At 44.8% G+C, this 17,329-nt stretch carries 8 protein-coding genes and 1 pseudogene; 7 read left to right on the forward strand and 2 right to left on the reverse strand.

The window, feature by feature from the left end:
- The first annotated feature begins 7 nt into the window (after positions 1-7).
- Entirely contained in the window at positions 8-1,177 is a 1,170-nt protein-coding gene (locus NQZ91_08310) for an SIS domain-containing protein (protein UUM57351.1), read from the forward strand.
- Between the two features lie 42 nt (positions 1,178-1,219).
- On the opposite strand, the gene NQZ91_08315 is transcribed toward NQZ91_08310, so the two are convergent.
- Positions 1,220-3,490: a Xaa-Pro dipeptidyl-peptidase gene (locus NQZ91_08315; protein ID UUM57352.1), complete on the reverse strand. Its 2,271-nt coding sequence runs from the start codon at positions 3,488-3,490 to the stop codon at positions 1,220-1,222.
- Between the two features lie 171 nt (positions 3,491-3,661).
- On the opposite strand from NQZ91_08315, the gene NQZ91_08320 reads away from it, so the two are divergent.
- The 5 genes and pseudogenes from NQZ91_08320 to NQZ91_08340 all read left to right on the forward strand — a co-directional run bounded on the left by NQZ91_08320 (position 3,662) and on the right by NQZ91_08340 (position 8,057).
- Positions 3,662-4,402 (forward strand): CppA family protein, encoded by a 741-nt coding sequence (locus NQZ91_08320; protein ID UUM57353.1) that lies wholly within the window; start codon positions 3,662-3,664, stop codon positions 4,400-4,402.
- Positions 4,399-5,340: a beta-lactamase family protein gene (locus tag NQZ91_08325; GenBank protein UUM57354.1), complete on the forward strand. Its 942-nt coding sequence runs from the start codon at positions 4,399-4,401 to the stop codon at positions 5,338-5,340. The genes NQZ91_08320 and NQZ91_08325 overlap by 4 nt, the downstream gene beginning before the upstream one ends.
- Complete coding sequence (locus tag NQZ91_08330) at positions 5,334-5,876, forward strand: DUF1697 domain-containing protein (GenBank protein ID UUM58845.1); 543 nt, start codon at positions 5,334-5,336, stop codon at positions 5,874-5,876. The genes NQZ91_08325 and NQZ91_08330 overlap by 7 nt, the downstream gene beginning before the upstream one ends.
- A 236-nt stretch (positions 5,877-6,112) precedes the next feature.
- Positions 6,113-7,333, forward strand: a complete 1,221-nt coding sequence (locus tag NQZ91_08335; protein UUM57355.1) for an MFS transporter — start codon at positions 6,113-6,115, stop codon at positions 7,331-7,333.
- A 142-nt stretch (positions 7,334-7,475) separates the two neighbouring features.
- Positions 7,476-8,057 (forward strand): annotated as a pseudogene (locus NQZ91_08340) (Fic family protein).
- A gap of 161 nt (positions 8,058-8,218) precedes the next feature.
- Here the strand turns inward: NQZ91_08340 and pflB are convergent.
- Complete coding sequence (gene pflB, locus NQZ91_08345; GenBank protein ID UUM57356.1) at positions 8,219-10,567, reverse strand: formate C-acetyltransferase; 2,349 nt, start codon at positions 10,565-10,567, stop codon at positions 8,219-8,221.
- A 267-nt stretch (positions 10,568-10,834) separates the two neighbouring features.
- Here pflB and NQZ91_08350 point away from each other — a divergent pair, with 267 nt between their 5' ends.
- The gene (locus NQZ91_08350) at positions 10,835-17,224 is read left to right on the forward strand and encodes an endo-alpha-N-acetylgalactosaminidase family protein (protein ID UUM57357.1); all 6,390 of its coding nucleotides are present in this window, start codon (positions 10,835-10,837) and stop codon (positions 17,222-17,224) included.
- The last annotated feature ends 105 nt before the right edge of the window (positions 17,225-17,329 follow it).

Genomic DNA, 17,329 nt, shown 5'->3' on the forward strand with positions numbered 1-17,329 from the left:
AGGACCTATGTTCCGTTTAGCAAAAGAAGAACTTGAAAAGTTGGGTGCCCATATTACAGCGGGTGAGATTTTCCAACAGCCTGGACTCTGGCGCGAGGCCTACCAGCTCTATCTCGATAAGCTTGAAGTCATAGAGCGCTTTGTGGCTAACATCAAGGAGAAACATGATTTTGTCCATGTCATTTTGACGGGGGCAGGGACATCTGACTTCGTTGGTCAGAGCATCGCCAACTACCTCAATAATGTCAATGACTTGAAACGCATTCGCTTCTCAGCCATTGGTACGGTAGAATTGGTTGGTCGTCCGCATGATTATCTTCAGGCTGATGTACCGACTATCCTGGTATCCTTTGCCCGTTCTGGAAATTCTCCAGAGAGTGTGGCAGCGGTGGAAATTGCCAAGACACTGGTTGACACCCTTTACCAAGTAACCATTACCTGTGCACCTGAAGGGAAATTGGCTCAAGCGGCAGAGGGAGATGCAGACAATCTCTTGCTCTTGCAACCAGCCGGCTCCAACGATAAGGGCTTTGCCATGACAGGTTCTTACAGCTGTATGTCCTTGACGGCCCTGCTTGTCTTCTCGCCAGCTAGCCAAGAAGAAAAAGCTGCATGGGTCGACACCATTGCTCGCCTTGGCCAGGATGTCTTGGACCGTGAGGACTTCATCCAAGAGATTATTGATCTGGATTTTGAACGCGTGATTTACCTGGGAGCAGGTGGTTTCTACGGGGTTGCCCACGAGGCTCAGCTGAAGATTTTGGAATTGACCGCTGGTAAGATTGCGACCATGTACGAGTCTCCGCTCGGTTTCCGTCATGGACCAAAATCCTTCATCAACGACAAGACCTTGATTTTCCAATTTGTCTCAAATGATGCTTATACACGTCAGTACGATGTGGACCTCTTGAATGAGGTGCATGGGGATGCAATAGCAGAGCGAATTGTTGCCCTTTCTGCATCGAAATTGGAAGGCACTGAGGCACCAAATTTCGTCCTCGCAGAAGGCGGAGCAGAGCTACCAGACGTCTTCTTGACCTTCCCATACGTGGTCTTTGCCCAAACGGTGTCTATCATGGCAGCCATCAAGTGCAAGAACTTGCCAGACACTCCGTCGCCAACCGGAACGGTGAATCGAGTGGTGCAAGGTGTGATTATTCATCCTTTAGAAAAATAGGCAGTAAAAAAAACGAGTTGCAGGTGCAGCTCGTTTTCTGGTTTATGCATGCGGTAAATGTAGCTTGGACTGTGCCAAGTCCACTGTGATGCGATAGTCTGTGTTGTCGCGCACGGTGATTTCAAAGTCGGTCGTATAGAGGACCAGGCGGAGTTTATCGCCTTTTTTCAGCTTGTAAATGGTTGGCTGGAGTTCCCAGGTCAGGTTCATCCACTCATCTGGTGTGACGGACTCAACGGTCATCAAGTCACAGCGATTTTGCAGGTTAAGATAGCCTTTGGTGATGACTCGTTGTGGGCTTTCTTTGAATGGCAATTCGGTCAAATTTTCCTGAGCGTGGTAGCGACCGTTGTCTAAGCTGAGGCGAGCCAGCGGTACTGGGATTGGTGCCAGGCGTTTTGCTGGTCCAAAGTCCAATAACTGGGCAGACAAGAGCCCTTTGGCTAGATTGGATTTGACACGGAGTTCTAAGCAGGCTCTACCGTTGAGCTGGACATCTTGGTCCAGTTCAATGTCCACCGTAATCTGATTGGCCTTGTCCGCAAACAAGTCTTGGTGGAAACTTGGATAGGATTTGCCGTATTTAGCAAAGGTTTCCTCATCATAGTTGTTTTGAATAGCTGCCTCAGCCTGTCCCAGACCCAAGCTGATTTGCTGGTCTCCGCCAAAGGTTTCCAGTGTGGTCCAGCTTTGCTCGCCAGTATTTTCCTGCCAAACGACGGTCGGAAGTTGGTAGGCATTGTCGTAGCCCAGCAGTTTTTGGCTGAGCAGGGCGTTCATGCTTTCACGGAAATCAATGGATTGCCAATTATTGATGTAAACGTGGGCACCATTGTGGAAAAAGAGGTGCTTGTTAATGTGGGCTGGCAGAGCGTGGAACATATTCCAGACATGAATAGGCTTGACATTCCAATCCTGCGAGCCGTGGGTAAAGACGACCTCACACTTGACCTTGTCGGCATTGAGTAAATAATTGCGGTCCTGCCAATACTGGTTGTAATCGCCTGTCTGACGGTCAAGGGCAGAGCGCTCAGCAGCCGATCTCTTCTCGTAGTCAGCCTTGTTGCGCAGGAAGTCACCTGCCTGCAAACTCTTGGAGTAGGTCAGAGCAGTCAGGCTGTCCAAGTCTTCTCCCGGATAACCACCGGGGTTGGTCACCAAACCATTTTCACGGTAGTAATCATACCAAGACGAAATCCCTGCCTCGGCGATAACTACCTCAAGTCCGTCAACACCTGTTGTCGCAAGGGCATTGGACATGGTCCCTAGATAAGACAGTCCCGTCGTCGCTACCTTACCATTGGCCCAATCAGCCTTGACCTCTAGCGAGCGGGTGTGGTCTGTGTAGGCCTTGGTGCGACCGTTCAGCCAGTCAATCACCGCTTTGTAGCCCTCAACCTGCTGGTAGTCACCAGACGTCATGTAGCCAGTCGATCCTAGAGTTCCAACTCCAGACACATGGAGGCTGGCGAAACCACGAGCAAGGAAGTAATCATTGAGGGAGTAAGAAGTGATGTGGCCCAGTTTTTCGGTGGCAGGGCTGACAGGCAGGTCCCGCTGGTCCAAGTCTAGCTTAGTGATGCTGGTCTGCTTGACCTCAATGGTGCCAGCTGGTTTTTCCGCCAACTCCCCTTCCATCTTGTGCAGGGCCTTGTCGCTGGCAACTTCATTGACTCCTTGATGATAAGGGCTGTTGGTAATAACCGCAGGGATTTTCCCGTCAAAGTACGGACGGAGGATGGAAACTTTGACAATATCAGTCTGGCCAGTCCCAGCCGTATCGACAGGTGTTTCGACATAGACCACCTCACGAATGAGATTTTTAGTTGAAAAGGTCGCCAAGGATTTTCCGTTGAAGAAGTGGTAGCGATTGTCCTCAGGAATCAGGTCGTCACTGACCAGCTGGTCAATCAAGGTATTGCCTGACTTGGTGCGCGTATTGAGTAGCTGATAGAGATTTTCAATGATGTCGCCAAAGACAATTGGGAAATTGGTTTTCTCGGCAAAAGCCGCAACATCAGTATAGTCAAAGTTTGGCACAAAGCCCAGCAATTGAAAGGCTACTTGGTAGAAAACTTCCGCAGTGACTTGGCGGTCCGACTGAAAGAAGGTCAAGAGGTCTGTCTCCCAGTCTGCAATCATATTGGACAGGGCAAAGTCTGTGTTGGTTGTCAGAAAATGACAGGTTCTTACGAAGATTTCCAGGATTTCTTTTATTTCTGCTTGACTATCGACCGCAAAGCCGATAGAATGGAGTTCGTTTACAATGGTTTCCCGATTTTGTGGGATGTATGAAAATTGATTAAAACGCATAGGAGCTCCTTATTTTCTGAAATTATCTACCTTCCATTATAGCGGAAAAGTGGCAAATTTGTCTAAGAATAGTTAGAAATTCTGTAAGGAAAAATGTCGAAATCTACAGGAAATCATTTGTAAAATTAAATAAAATTCTATATAATATCTAGGAATGATATTAGGAGGGAAATGATTGTGTTAAGGGAAAATCAACCCGTAGTACCTGTGCTGCGGGTCAATAATAGAAGTGTTAATCAAGCCTTCCTAGAAGATAATTTGGGGATGAAAACCAAGCTGGAAGACGGCCCATTTGCGGAATTTGCTGGTCATCAAGACAGCGAGATTAAGCTGATTTTGCAGGAATCGCCAGGCAATCGCAGCCGGGCTGTTCGTGGACTGAAGAAGCTCAATAAAATCATTATCAAGGTCGAGAAGGTTCACGAAATTGAGGCTCTGTTGGCTAATGGAACGGTTTACAGCAAGCTCTACAAGGGACACAATGGCTATGGTTTTGAGGCAGTATCGCCTGAGGGAGATACTTTTTTGCTCCACAGTGAGGCAAGCATCGATGATTTAACAGCTATTCTGCCACCAGTTCCTTTTAAGGGGGATGCTGATTTCGCTGGTTTAAGTCATTTTGAGGTGGAGTCTGTTTGGATTAACAGCCCTCATCCAGTAGTTAGCCAGGATTTTTATGAGACTATCTTGCCCAACCAGGTCTTTTTGCGTTTTGTTGGGGCAGAGGGTGAAGATTTACTGACACCAGCAGAAGAGATCTGGGACTTGGACAGCCTCCGTTTTGCGGTAGAGAGTGATTATGATTGGTCTGATTTGGAGAGCAAGCTGGACGTTCCATTTTTCAAAGACAAGAAAGCGACTTTTATCCAAACAACAGACCCAAGCGGTATTGAATTGTGGTTTGAAAAATGAGAAAAACAATCTTAGACAAGATTTCAGAGCAGGTTGAGCAGGGAGTCTATCCTGGCGCCAGTCTGGCTCTTTTTTCTAAGGGCCAGTGGCAGGAGTATTATCTGGGTACCCAGGACCATGTGACCCCAGTGGTAGCGGGTCTGACCTATGATTTGGCCTCCGTTTCTAAGGTCGTCGGTGTAGGCACTCTTGCGACTTTTCTGGTCAATAGCGGAGCTTTGGAGCTGGATAGGACCTTGCAGTCTTACTATCCTGCTTTTCAGAATAGTCAAGTGACCATCCGGCAATTATTGACCCATACTAGCGGCATTGATCCCTTTATTCCCAATCGGGATAGTCTGGATGCGGACCAATTAAAAGAAGCTATTTTGAAGATTAGGGTGACGGATAAAAAAGATTTTCTCTATACAGATATCAATTTTCTTCTGCTGGGCTTTTTGCTGGAAGAACTGGGTGGAGCTAGTCTGGATCAGCTAATCAGACGAGGTGTTCTAGAGCCCTTTGGCATGTCCCAAACCTCTTATGGACCAGTCAGTCAGGCGGTACCGACGGTGCGTGGTGTCAAGGCAGGTGTGGTGCATGATCCTAAGGCGCGTGTCTTGGGGGGACATGCTGGAAGTGCTGGTCTTTTTTCGACGGTCAAGGACCTAGAAATCTTTTTGAACCAGTATTTGACGGCGGATTTTGCAGATCAATTGACCCAAGATTATGGCTTTGATGCCAATCGTAGCCGTTCGCTGGCTTGGGATAAGAAGGGGGATTGGCTCAGTCATACGGGCTATACAGGCACCTTCATCATGTACAATCGTCCCTTGCAGCTGGCGGCTATTTTCCTGTCTAATCGGACCTACGATAAGGACGAGCGGGCTCAGTGGAAGTTGGACCGCAATCAGGTCATGAAATTGATAAAACAGGTTTTGGAGGAGGAAGTATCGTGAGATATGTCTTGTTACTGCGGGGCATCAATGTTGGCGGACGCAATAAGGTAGTCATGGCGGAGCTCCGCCAGCAGGTAGAGGCCATGGGCTACACAGATGTTGAGACCTATATCAATTCTGGGAATTTATTTTTCTCGTCGGCCCATAGCAGAGCGGATATCGTGGCGGACTTTGACCAGTTTTTTGTGGCGAATTATCCTTTTGTTGAGACCTTTGCTCTTCTGAGCGAAGAAGATTACGGGGCGGAGCTAGCCCAATTACCAGCTTGGTGGCAGGAAGATTATTTCCGAAAGAATGTTCTCTTCTTTACAGAGAAACTTGAGTTTGACAAATTGAAAAACTATTTGGCAGACCTTGTGCTAGGAGCTGAGATTTTCCAGCTGGCGGACCGGGCTATTTATTGGGCGGTGACTTCTGAGGCAGGCTACCATGGTACGGCCTATCATAAAAAATTAGCTGGTTCTCCCTTTTACAAGCAATTGACCATCCGAAATGATAAGACTTTTGAGAAATTGGGGCCTTATCTGAATAAGTAATGCATACAATTAGTTGACAGCTAGTCGCTTTTTTAGTAGACTGGTAAAAATTGTTAATAGCTTTAACTGTGTCCTGTGAGGCATAAAAGTGAATCAATGAGAGATGGAAAGGTATTTTTCCACATTATTTTAATGCACTTTTAAGAGCAGGGACGGTAGTTCCTGTTTTTGTTTGAGCTTTTCTCAATTTTTAATAAAGGTGGTCTGTGAGCCACCATTGAAAAGGAGAATTGTCTATGTTGGGTTTGAAACTCGATAAAAATAATCAACGTGCCTTAGCGGCGGCCATTGTGGCTTCTGGAACAGACGATTTAAATGTCATGTTCCTGTCATTTTCTATGGCTAATATCATAGCAGAGCTGGGCATTTCTGGAGCCCAGGCTGGCTGGATTGCGACCATCACCAATCTGGGTATGCTACTGGGTGGACTAGTATTCGGTGTCCTTGCTGACCGCTACAATAAATTTAAGGTTTTCAAGTGGACCATTGTCATCTTTGCAGTTGCCACGGGACTCATCTACTTTACCAATAGCCTGCCTTACCTTTACCTCATGCGTTTTATTGCCGGCATCGGGGTCGGTGGTGAGTATGGTGTCGCTATTGCTATTATGGCAGGTATTGTCCCCAAGGAAAAGATGGGACGAATTTCTTCCCTCAATGGTATCGCAGGCCAGATTGGTTCTATCAGCTCGGCTCTCTTGGCAGGCTGGTTGGCTCCAAGTTTAGGCTGGAAGGGGCTCTTCCTTTTTGGACTCTTGCCTCTCCTTCTGGTCTTATGGATGCAAGTGGCTATAAAAGATGATGCCATCTTAGACCATTCTCCAGGCCAGGACAAGGAAGATACGGAAGTCGCTCATGTTAGTCAATTGTTTAAAACGCCTGCTTTGACAGTCCAGACACTGGCATTGATGGTTATGACAACGGTGCAAATCGCAGGCTACTTCGGTATGATGAATTGGTTGCCGACCATTATTCAAACCAGTCTAAATATTAGTGTCAAAGATTCTTCTTTGTGGATGGTCACTACCATTCTTGGCATGTGTATCGGTATGCTGGTTTTTGGCCATATCCTGGATAAATTTGGTCCTCAGCCAGTTTACAGTGCCTTTCTCCTTGCCTCGGCCGTCTGTGTCTATCTCTTCCAGTTTGCCAATTCCCAAGTGACTATGATTCTGGGTGGTATGATTGTTGGTTTCTTTGTAAATGGGATGTTCGCAGGCTATGGTGCTATGATTACCCGACTTTATCCACATCACATCCGCTCTACAGCCAATAACGTTATCCTAAACGTCGGTCGGGCAGTAGGAGGCTTCTCCTCTGTCATTATCGGTATGATTCTGGATGCTTCCAGCCCAGCTACTGTCATGGTCTTTCTATCTAGTCTTTACCTAATTAGCTTTGTAGCTATGCTCTCCATTCAAAATTTGAAGAAAGAACGGTATAGCCAATTTCAGTAGATGAAGAGAATTTGGTTGCTGAATGTGATTGATTTTTAGAGTCACTATACTACCGATTTCAGTCTGATTTTGATGATCTGTTATTCTATCAAAGTTGTTATGTTATCCATATCCTTCCGAAAATCCTCTCCCTATCCTTCCGACCCTCCGTGAGACAGATATGATCTTGCGCGGTTTGACCATTGACCAGAAACATTTGAAAGATCACCTTGAGACCATTGGTCACAGGGAAGCTTTTGAGTATGTGCAGACCCTGGTGGCAGAGGGTACTCCCTTGACGGAGCAGGTCGTGAAGGATACTCACTATCTGGTATTATCGGATAAAAAAGACGATAGGGGCGTCTATCGAAAAGTGTTGGTACGTATCATGGGAGCTGCAAATAAACCTGCCCAGCCTTTTATGGAGCAATGGCTGGCGAACTATGCTCAAAGTCAGGAAGACATCGTGACCAAGATGGCTCGTTTTCACATCGCCTTTGAAAGTATTCATCCCTTTATTGATGGGAATGGTCGGACGGGTCAGCTTTTGGTTAACCTGGAGCTGATGAAGGCTGGCTACCCTCCGATTGATATAAAATTCTCAGATCGACTAGCTTACTACAAGGCCTTTGATGACTTTCATGCCAAAGGAAGTTTGTCAGCAATGGAAGATTTGTTTGCCCCTTATTTGAATGAGAGATTAGATATGTATTTATCTATCCTATCTCTCAATCATGTGGAATAGTTGCTAGAAAGAATAAGGAGTGCCTATGGCTCGGTAGTATCTTCTTAATGATGCGGTGACGGAAACGAATAATTATCAAGGGAGCCCGTTGTTTCTTCAGAAGAAAAATTCTTATACAGCAAAAAGGACCTGCATTGCAAGTCCTTTTCAGTTTGTTTTGATTAAGCATTCACACCTGAAACTTCAGCTGCGTGGTCGTCCATTGAGAGAACTTCGTGGAAGACACGTTGGGTCAATTCCATTTTTTGCTCTTTAGTGAGGTATTTAGTGTTTACGCAGTATCCAGAGATACGAACGATAACGTCCTCACCAGCCATGATTTTCTCATAAACGTCGTTCAAGTCCATAACGTTCAAGTTAACGTGCTGACCACCTTGTTCGAAGTAGCCGTCAAGGATTGTCACCAAGTTTGTTACTTGCTCATCGAAGGTCTTACCAAGCGCTTTTGGAGAAACTTGAGTGGTCAATGAGATACCGTCGTTGGCATGGTTGAAGTCCAATTTAGAAAGGGTGTTCAAGTTTTGCAACCAACCACCACGAGCTTTAGAAGTTGGGTTGGCACCTGGTGGGAAGAATTCTACTTTAGAAGTGTTGACTGAGCCATCTTCGTTGAGGAATACCCCACGGTGAACTGGTGAGTTACCAGTTTGTTTAGAGTAGGCAACGTTTGAAGTGATAGTCAAGATAGACACGGCAGCTTCCGCATTCTTATAGAGTTTCTTGCTTGCAAGACGAGTATAGAATGCTTCCATGAGCCATTTCGCAATATCATCTACACGGTCATCATCCTCACCGTAGCGTGGGAAGTCACCGATTACTTCATAGTCATAGATAAAGCCATCTTCGTCACGGATTGGTTTAACCTGCGCGTGCTTGATAGCTGACAAGGAGTCGACTGTATTAGCAAATCCACAGATACCGAAGCCCATGTTTGCACGAAGGTGAGTTGGCAAGAAGGCCATTTGAACTGCTTCGTAGTTGTACTTGTCGGTCATGAAGTGGATGATGTTCATGGCATCCACATAGGTATCTGTCAACCAGTCAAGGGCAGTTTCAAAGTCTTTGATGACACGGTCGTAGGTGAAGATTTCTTCTTGGTTTGGCTCAACACCGTCAAATACCTTGTATTCTTTGTGGACATCATCGTAACCAGCGTTCCAGCTTGAAAGAAGACCTTTCAAAACGTTGACACGAGCACCGAAGTACTGGATGTTGTGGCGTTTGTCTTCGCTTTCTGGGTCAAGTGGTGACACACAGCAAGAGATACAAGACATTTCGCCGTAGCCGTCTTTGGCCATGGTTGTTACACCTTCGTATTGGATAGAAGAGTGTTTGTGGCTCATAGCCATACAGTAGCGACGGAAGGCATACGGCAATTTGTCAGACCAGAGAACGGTCAAGTTTGGTTCTGGTGAGTTGCCGATATTGTCAAGCGTGTTGAGGAAACGGTAGTCCATCTTGGTAACACGGTGACGACCATCATTACCCATACCTGCCATTGAAGTGGTCAAGAAGGTAGGGTCACCAGAGTAGATTTCGTCGAATGATTTAGTACGAGCAAATTTTACGGTACGAAGTTTCAATACGAAATCGTCAACAAATTCTTGGATTTCTGATTCTGTAAATGTTCCGCGAGCCAAGTCACGTTCTGCATAGATATCAAGAACGATTGGTACACGACCGAGGGAAGTTGCAGCACCGTTGATGACACGACATACTGCCATGAAGGCGATATTGGTCCACTGGATAGCTTCCTTGGTGTTCATGGCTGGTTTACGGACGTCAACGCCGTAGTGGTCACCCAAGCGAACAACTTGTTGGAGAGCTTGATACTGCATGTTGATTTCTTCGCGGAGACGGATGGATTCTTCATCAATCTCAGTGATAGCATTCCAGTCGGCTACCTTTTCTTCCATGAGGTAGTCAGCCCCGTAAAGTGCCAAACGTGCGTACATACCGATGATACGACCACGAGAATAAGCATCTGGCAGACCAGAAACGTGGTGTGAGTGGCGGGCGCGGCGGATGTTAGCTGTATAGGCGCGGAAGATACCGTCGTTTACAGTGGTTGCGTGTTTGGTGTAAATTTCATGCAAGAGTGGATCTGGAGTGTAGCCGTTTTCGATGAGAGTAGTCTCAGCCATACGGATACCGCCTTTTGGCATGAAGTTAAGCTTGAAGAGTTCATCATTTTGGATACCAAAGATGAACTCATTTTCTTTATCGATGAAGCCAGGGCCAATATCAGCAATAGAAGTTGCACGGTCGATATCCATAGGGAAACGAGTGTCTTCGTAGCCTGCTTTTGTCTCCTCGATAATTTTTTTAATATGCAGTGAACGCTCAGTTGGTCCTGCAAGGAAGCTTTCATCACCATCATATGGCGTGTAGTTGGCTTGTACGAAACGAGTTACACTAGCCTTATCTTGCCAGTCGGTACCTTTGAAGCCTTCCCAGGCTTGGGCGAAAATGTCTTCAGTAACGTTTTTAGTTTTTACTTTTGTTGACATGAGGGTTCTCCTTTAGGATAGTTTTGTTTTTCACATATTTTAGTATATCATATGTAAGCACTTTCTGCAAGGTCAAAATACTTGAAAATAATTGAAAAATGTGGTAATTGGTTACAAAAAATGTGAAAAAATTATTAAACTTTCATAGAAAAAGATTTTTGTCAAAAAAACAAAAGAAACATGTTAACATATTGACATTGTGTAAGCGTTTTTGTAAAATAAAGCTGTATAAACCAATTTTCTCAACGTATCATAAGGAGGTAAACAATGAGAAATTATTCGAAAGATTTGTTTTCTAAGAAAAATCACTACTCAATTAGAAAACTAACCGTTGGTGCAGCATCGGTCATTGTTGGAATGAGCCTGTTTTCTGGTGTTCAAATCAAGGCTGATGAAATAACTGTAGCAGAAGGTGCTACCAGAGAAGCTGTTCTGGCCCCTACGGAGGAAGCTGCGGCTGAAGAGGAGGTCGAAGAGAGAGCTGCGACAGAAACTGCAGAGGCAGCAGTAACTCCAGAACTCAACCTTGCGCCAGCAACAAACACAACGGAAGAAGTTGCAGCGGAGTGGACAGCTAGCTCCAACCCAGCAGGTACTGTTGAAGTTCGTGAAGAAGATGGTGTTCGTTACAACCGTTTGTCTTCTGTTAGTGGCCAAGATAACGGTGCTTCAACAGGTACATTTACTAGCCCTGATTTGAAAATGAATGCAGATGGTAGCGCGGCTATTTCTCTAGATCTTATTGAACGTTCAGATGCTGAAAAAGGTCGCTTCGGTGTCTATTTGAACCATACTGATGCTTCTAAACATATTTTAGTTGGCTATGATAATTTGGGATGGTTCTGGGAGTACAAGTCTCCTGCGGCAGCTAATGGCGGAACCTGGTATAGTGGAACTCGTGTCAATGAACCAGCAAAAGATACTGCTTATCGTCTCAATGTCAACTTGACAACAGGAGGACAATTGTCTGCTTCGATCGTGTCTGCAGAGAATCAAGAAACAGCACTTTTCAATGCCATTCAAATTCCGGCAGAAGTATTGGCAGATCTTCGGACTAGCAATGCAGCCAAACTCAAAGTAACAAGCTATGGTGCAGATCGGACCATCGTAGATGTTAAGGCAACTAACCAGACTGGTCTCAATAGCGATGAAGCAAATACTGATGAACAACCGGTTGAAGAAACCCCAACACCAGCTGATATCCAGCCAGACTGGACATCTACCTCTGCCATCAAAGGAACTGTAGCCATCAAGGAAGAAGGCGGGGTTCGTTACAATGCACTTTCTTCAACGGCACAAAACAATAATGGAGATAGCATTGCCATCTTTGAAAAAGCTGGATTGGAAGCAAGCCCAGAAGGCAATGTCAATGTAAATTTGGAATTTGTAGAGCGTTCCGAAGACAACCAAGGCCGTTTTGGAGTCTTTGTCAAATACAAAGATGTTAACAACTTCCTCTTTGTTGGATATGATAATTTAGGATGGTTCTGGGAGTACAAGGTTAACGGCACAGGAAACTGGCTCCGTGAACGGACAGTCACTACATCTCCTGTAAAAGATAGTAAAAATACTCTATCGATTTCATACAAATCAGATGGGCAGTTGAATGCTACAAACAATGATGTACAGTTGTTTGATACACTAAACTTGGAAACAGCTGTGAAAGAAGCCTTGTCAGCTGAAAAACGAGTTGCTTTGAAATTAGGTACATTTGGTCAGCAATTAACCAAGGTTGATATAAAAGCAGATGATCAAACAGGTGTGACCCCTGCAGATGAAAAAGAAGAAACACCTACAACAGCTTTTGTTGTCAATGATGCGGCAGTTGCCTATGATGAACTCAATTCAGGTGAATTGACTGCCAAGATTGACCAGGCCTTCCCACGTGTTAGAGAATATACTTTCAACGGGAACAAGGTATTTGGACAGGTTCATTCCCTCAATTCACTACGCATCAACAATGTGAAAGTGACGCCAACCGTTACCTATAACAAAGTTGATGACAAGACCGCTCACTATGTTTTGGATGTTGTGGATGAAGCTAACAAAATCAACGCTTCTATCAAGGTTCAAATCAAGGTAGAAGGTAAAGAACTTCACTTTGATGTTTTGGAAGTTAATAACCGCAACCAAGTGACCTATGGAGCAGAGATTGATGATGTTGCCAAGTTGATCCAAACCATTGCTTTTGATGAAAATAATTTGGTTTCAGTCGCTAGCCATCAAACCGATGCAAAATTTGATGGAAGCCGTATGTCGACCCACACCCATCGTACAGGTGATGAGCATATTCAATTGCAAGATGGTGTGAATTACCAACGTCAAGGATACATGTATGGCTTTGTTTCAACAGATCAATTTGCGGCAGCAGTTTGGAGTAATTCACAAAATAGCTATGGTGGTGGTGCAAGTGACTTTACACGCTTGACAACAAATAGCCACCGATATACTGTTGATGGTGAAACTGGTGTTCATCTAGGAATTGCTTCCTCTCCATGGAGATGGGAGGGAGCCCACAACGGTGTCGTTTATCCAGAATATACTCTCGAATTGCCAAGTGCAAAAGTAGTTTTTGCAGCTGATGTAAACAATGATAATAAGGTAGACTGGCAAGATGGGGCTATAGCTTACCGTGACATCATGAACAATCCAAAAGGGCATGAATATGTACCGGAACTGGTAGCTTACCGTATTGCTATGAACTTTGGATCACAGGCTCAAAACCCATTCTTGATGACCTTGGATGGTATTAAGAAAATTGCCCTTCATACAGATGGCTTGGGACAAAGTATCCTCTTGAAAGGTTATGGTAGTGAAGGTCATGACTCTGGACACTTGAATTATGCAGATATTGGTAAACGTATCGGTGGCACAGAAGACTTCAAGACCTTGATTGAAAAATCACAACCATATGGTGCAAAACTAGGTATTCACGTCAATGCATCTGAAACCTATCCAGAATCCCAATACTTCTCTGAAGAGATTCTTCGTCGTCAGGCAAATGGGGACTACGCCTATGGTTGGAACTGGATTGATCAAGGTATCAATATCAGTGGTCATTATGATTTGGCCCACAACCGTTTGAAACGTTGGGAAGATTTGAAGAAAGAACTGGGTGACGGATTAGACTTTATCTATGTCGATGTGTGGGGTAATGGTCAGTCTGGTGGCGAAAATGCTTGGGAAACTCATGTTCTTGCCAAAGAAATCAATATGCAAGGTTGGAGAAATGCCTTTGAATGGGGTTATGCAGGTGAGTATGACTCGACCTTCCAACACTGGGCAGCAGACTTAACCTATGGTGGCTTTACTCTGAAAGGTATCAACTCTAATATCGCCCGCTTCATTCGTAACCACCAAAAAGATTCATGGGTTGGTGATTATCCAGCTTACGGTGGCGCTGCCAACTATCCATTGCTTGGCGGCTACGATATGAAAGATTTCGAAGGATGGCAAGGACGTAGTGACTATAATGGTTACATTACCAACTTGTTTGCCAACAACCTGATGACCAAGTATATCCAGCACTTCCAAGTAACCAACTGGAAGAATGGTGACCCTGTTCGTATGACGGACAACGGTGAAACCTATACTTGGACGCCAGAGATGGAAATCACTTTGAAAGACAAGTCTGACAATACCTTGGTCTTGACCCGTAAGTCAAATGATGTTAACAATGCTGGCTACCGTCAACGGACAGTAACCTTGAATGGTCGTACGATTCAAGATGGAGCAGCTTACTTGGCGCCTTGGAACTGGGATGCGAATGGTAATGACCTGACTAGTGACAAACACAAAATGTACTACTTCAACGAAGAAGCAGGTGCCACAACTTGGACCCTTCCTTCAGATTGGACTGGTAATAAGGTTTATCTCTACAAACTTACTGAGCTAGGTAAGACAGATGTTCAAGAATTGGCAGTAACCAATGGTCAAATTACCATTCAAGCGGATGCAAATGTGCCGTATGTCCTCTATAAATCTCCACAGACAAATCCAGAGATGTCCTGGAGTGACGGCATGCATATCTATGACCAAGGCTTTAACTCTGGTAAGCTAGACCATTGGACAATTGAAGGCGATACTAGCAAGGCTACTTTGGTCAAATCCCAAGGTGCAAACGATATGCTCCGTATCCAAGGGAACACATCTAAGGTAAGTCTCAGCCAAAAACTGACAGGTTTGAAACCAAATACAAGCTATGCAGCGTATGTTGGGGTGGACAACCGTAGTACAGCAAAAGCTAGCATTACGGTTCATACTGGTAGTTCAGAAGTTTCAAACTATACCAATGAGTCTATTGCTCTTAACTACGTTAAAGCCTATGCTCATAACACATTGCCACAAAACGCAACGGTTGATGATACAAGTTACTTCCAAAACATGTATGTCTTCTTTACAACTGGAGACAATGTGGATAATGTACGCTTGACCCTATCTCGTGATGCCGATACTGCAGCAACTTATTTTGATGAAATTCGTGTCTTTGAAAATGATTCAACCATGTTTGCAGGTGGGCATAATACGGCTACAGGAACCTTCAAACAAAACTTTGAAAATGTTCCACAGGGTATTTTCCCATTTGTTATCGGTGGTATTGAACGAGTTGAGGACAACCGTACTCACCTTGCAGAGAAGCACGCTCCGTATACTCAACGTGGCTGGAATGGTAAGAAGGTCGATGATGTTATTGAAGGCACATGGTCACTCAAAACAAATGGTCTGACCGCTCGCAATAAGATTGTTTACCAGACTATTCCACAAAACTTCCGCTTTGAAGCTGGCAAGGCGTATCGTGTGAGCTTTGACTATGAAGCAGGTTCAAATGGTACCTATGCCTTTGCAATCGGTGAAGGTCGCTACAATGACGATGCTGGTAGCTTGACACTGAATCCATTGACTAATTCATGGGAAGACAGTACTAAGGCTAAGAAAGCAAGCTTCCTGGTAACAGGTGCAGAGTCGGGCAATACATGGGTTGGTATCTTCTCAACTCGTCGTGGTGGCGATACCAAGGGAGATACAAGTGGAAACGCAAACTTCCGTGGTTACAATGACTTTATGTTAGATAATCTGGTGATTGAAGAAGTTACCCTGACTGGTCACTTGTTGACAACGGATTACTATAACTTGAATACCCCAGTCTTGAATGAGAACTATACTCAAGCAAGTTTGGCTCCATACAAAGAAGCCTTGTTGGCGGTATCTGCTGCTCCTGAAACTATCAGTATTGAAGACGCTCGTACCTTGATTGCAGCTGCAAATACAGCCCGTCAAAATCTTCAAGTGAAGAAAACAGCAATCACAACTGAAGATATTGGTTTGGCTCAGGCCAATGCTCAAGAAGGTGAAGAATTGGCTAAAGCCTTCGATGGAAATCCGTCTACTATCTGGCACACACCATGGAATGGCCGCCATATCAATGAGCCAGCGACAGTGAACCTTCGTAGACCAGTGGATATTCAACGCTTTGAATACGTGCCAAGACAATCAGGTCGCAACGGTATCTTGAAAGCATTGACATTGGTGATTACGGATGATCAAAATGTGGAACATACCTTTACTGGTGCGGATTGGCCAGCAACAAGTGCTACTAAGACAATTGATTTTGGTAAGACAATCAAGGCTAAGAAGATTGTGATTACAGGTACCGCTTCATACGGTGACACTGCAGATCAATTTATGTCTGCTGGAGAATTCCGTTTCTTGACACCAGTTCAAGAAGAGGCAACTCTTGATAAAGCACCTTATGAAGCAGCACTTGCGGCTGCACGTTCAGCAGGTAAGACAGCTCTTGTCAAAGAAGTTGAAGACTTTATGGCTTCTGTTGAGGCAGCAAATCTTTTGACAGCCAATATCTTAAATGCCACAGTTGCTCGCTTGAATGCTAGTGAAACACCAGCTAATCCAGGGAATACAACAGGCACTACTACCGAAACGCCTGAAAATCCAGGCAACACAACCGAAACTCCGAAACCAGATACTGGAGAAAAACCAGTTGATAAGCCGACAGAGACAGCTGTTAATACAGCAAATCTTGAGGCAGCAATTGCTAAAGCAGAGGGTGTAGACCAAACTGCTTATTCAGCAGAGGATTTGGCAGTTCTAACTGAATTACTTGAAAATGCTCTGGCATCTCTTGATTCGACTAGTCAAGAATTGGTGGATGACGCTACTCAGATGTTGAATGACTGGCTAGCAAGCCACTCTTCTACTGCAGCTCCTGAGACACCGAAACCAGATACAGGCGAAAAACCAGTTGAAGAGCCAACAAAACCAGATACAGGTGAGAAACCAGTTGATGAACCAGTCAAACAAGATGAGGACATCGTAACTGCTAAAGGAGAAAGTACCAAAGCAGATCCTCTTCCATTGGGAGAATTACCACCTCTTGTAATTGCAAAAGGTGATAGTGTCAAAGCAGAACCATTGCCTGCTTTTGAAGGAGGTTTAGTTCCGAATACAGCTCCTACAGCAGAGGCTCTTCCAAGTATTGATCCAGCAAGCTTGGTAAAAGAAACTGCTACTCCAAAACCAGCAAAAGCTACTTCAGCTACTTTACCGCAAACAGGTGAAGAAACTGAACAAGGTCTGCTCCTAGCAGCTGGTTTAGTCGGTCTAATGGCTATGGCAGCTCGAAGAAGACGACCAGAATAGTCATTTCAGAATAGAATAACATTGCTTGTTCTCCAAATACATTAGAGGTAGGTCTCGGACCTGCCTCTTTTGTGTATTGAACCGTTTTTCAGTTAATACTCAATA

This window comes from Streptococcus suis (assembly GCA_024583055.1).
In the GTDB taxonomy this organism is placed as follows: Bacteria; Bacillota; Bacilli; order Lactobacillales; family Streptococcaceae; genus Streptococcus; species Streptococcus suis_V.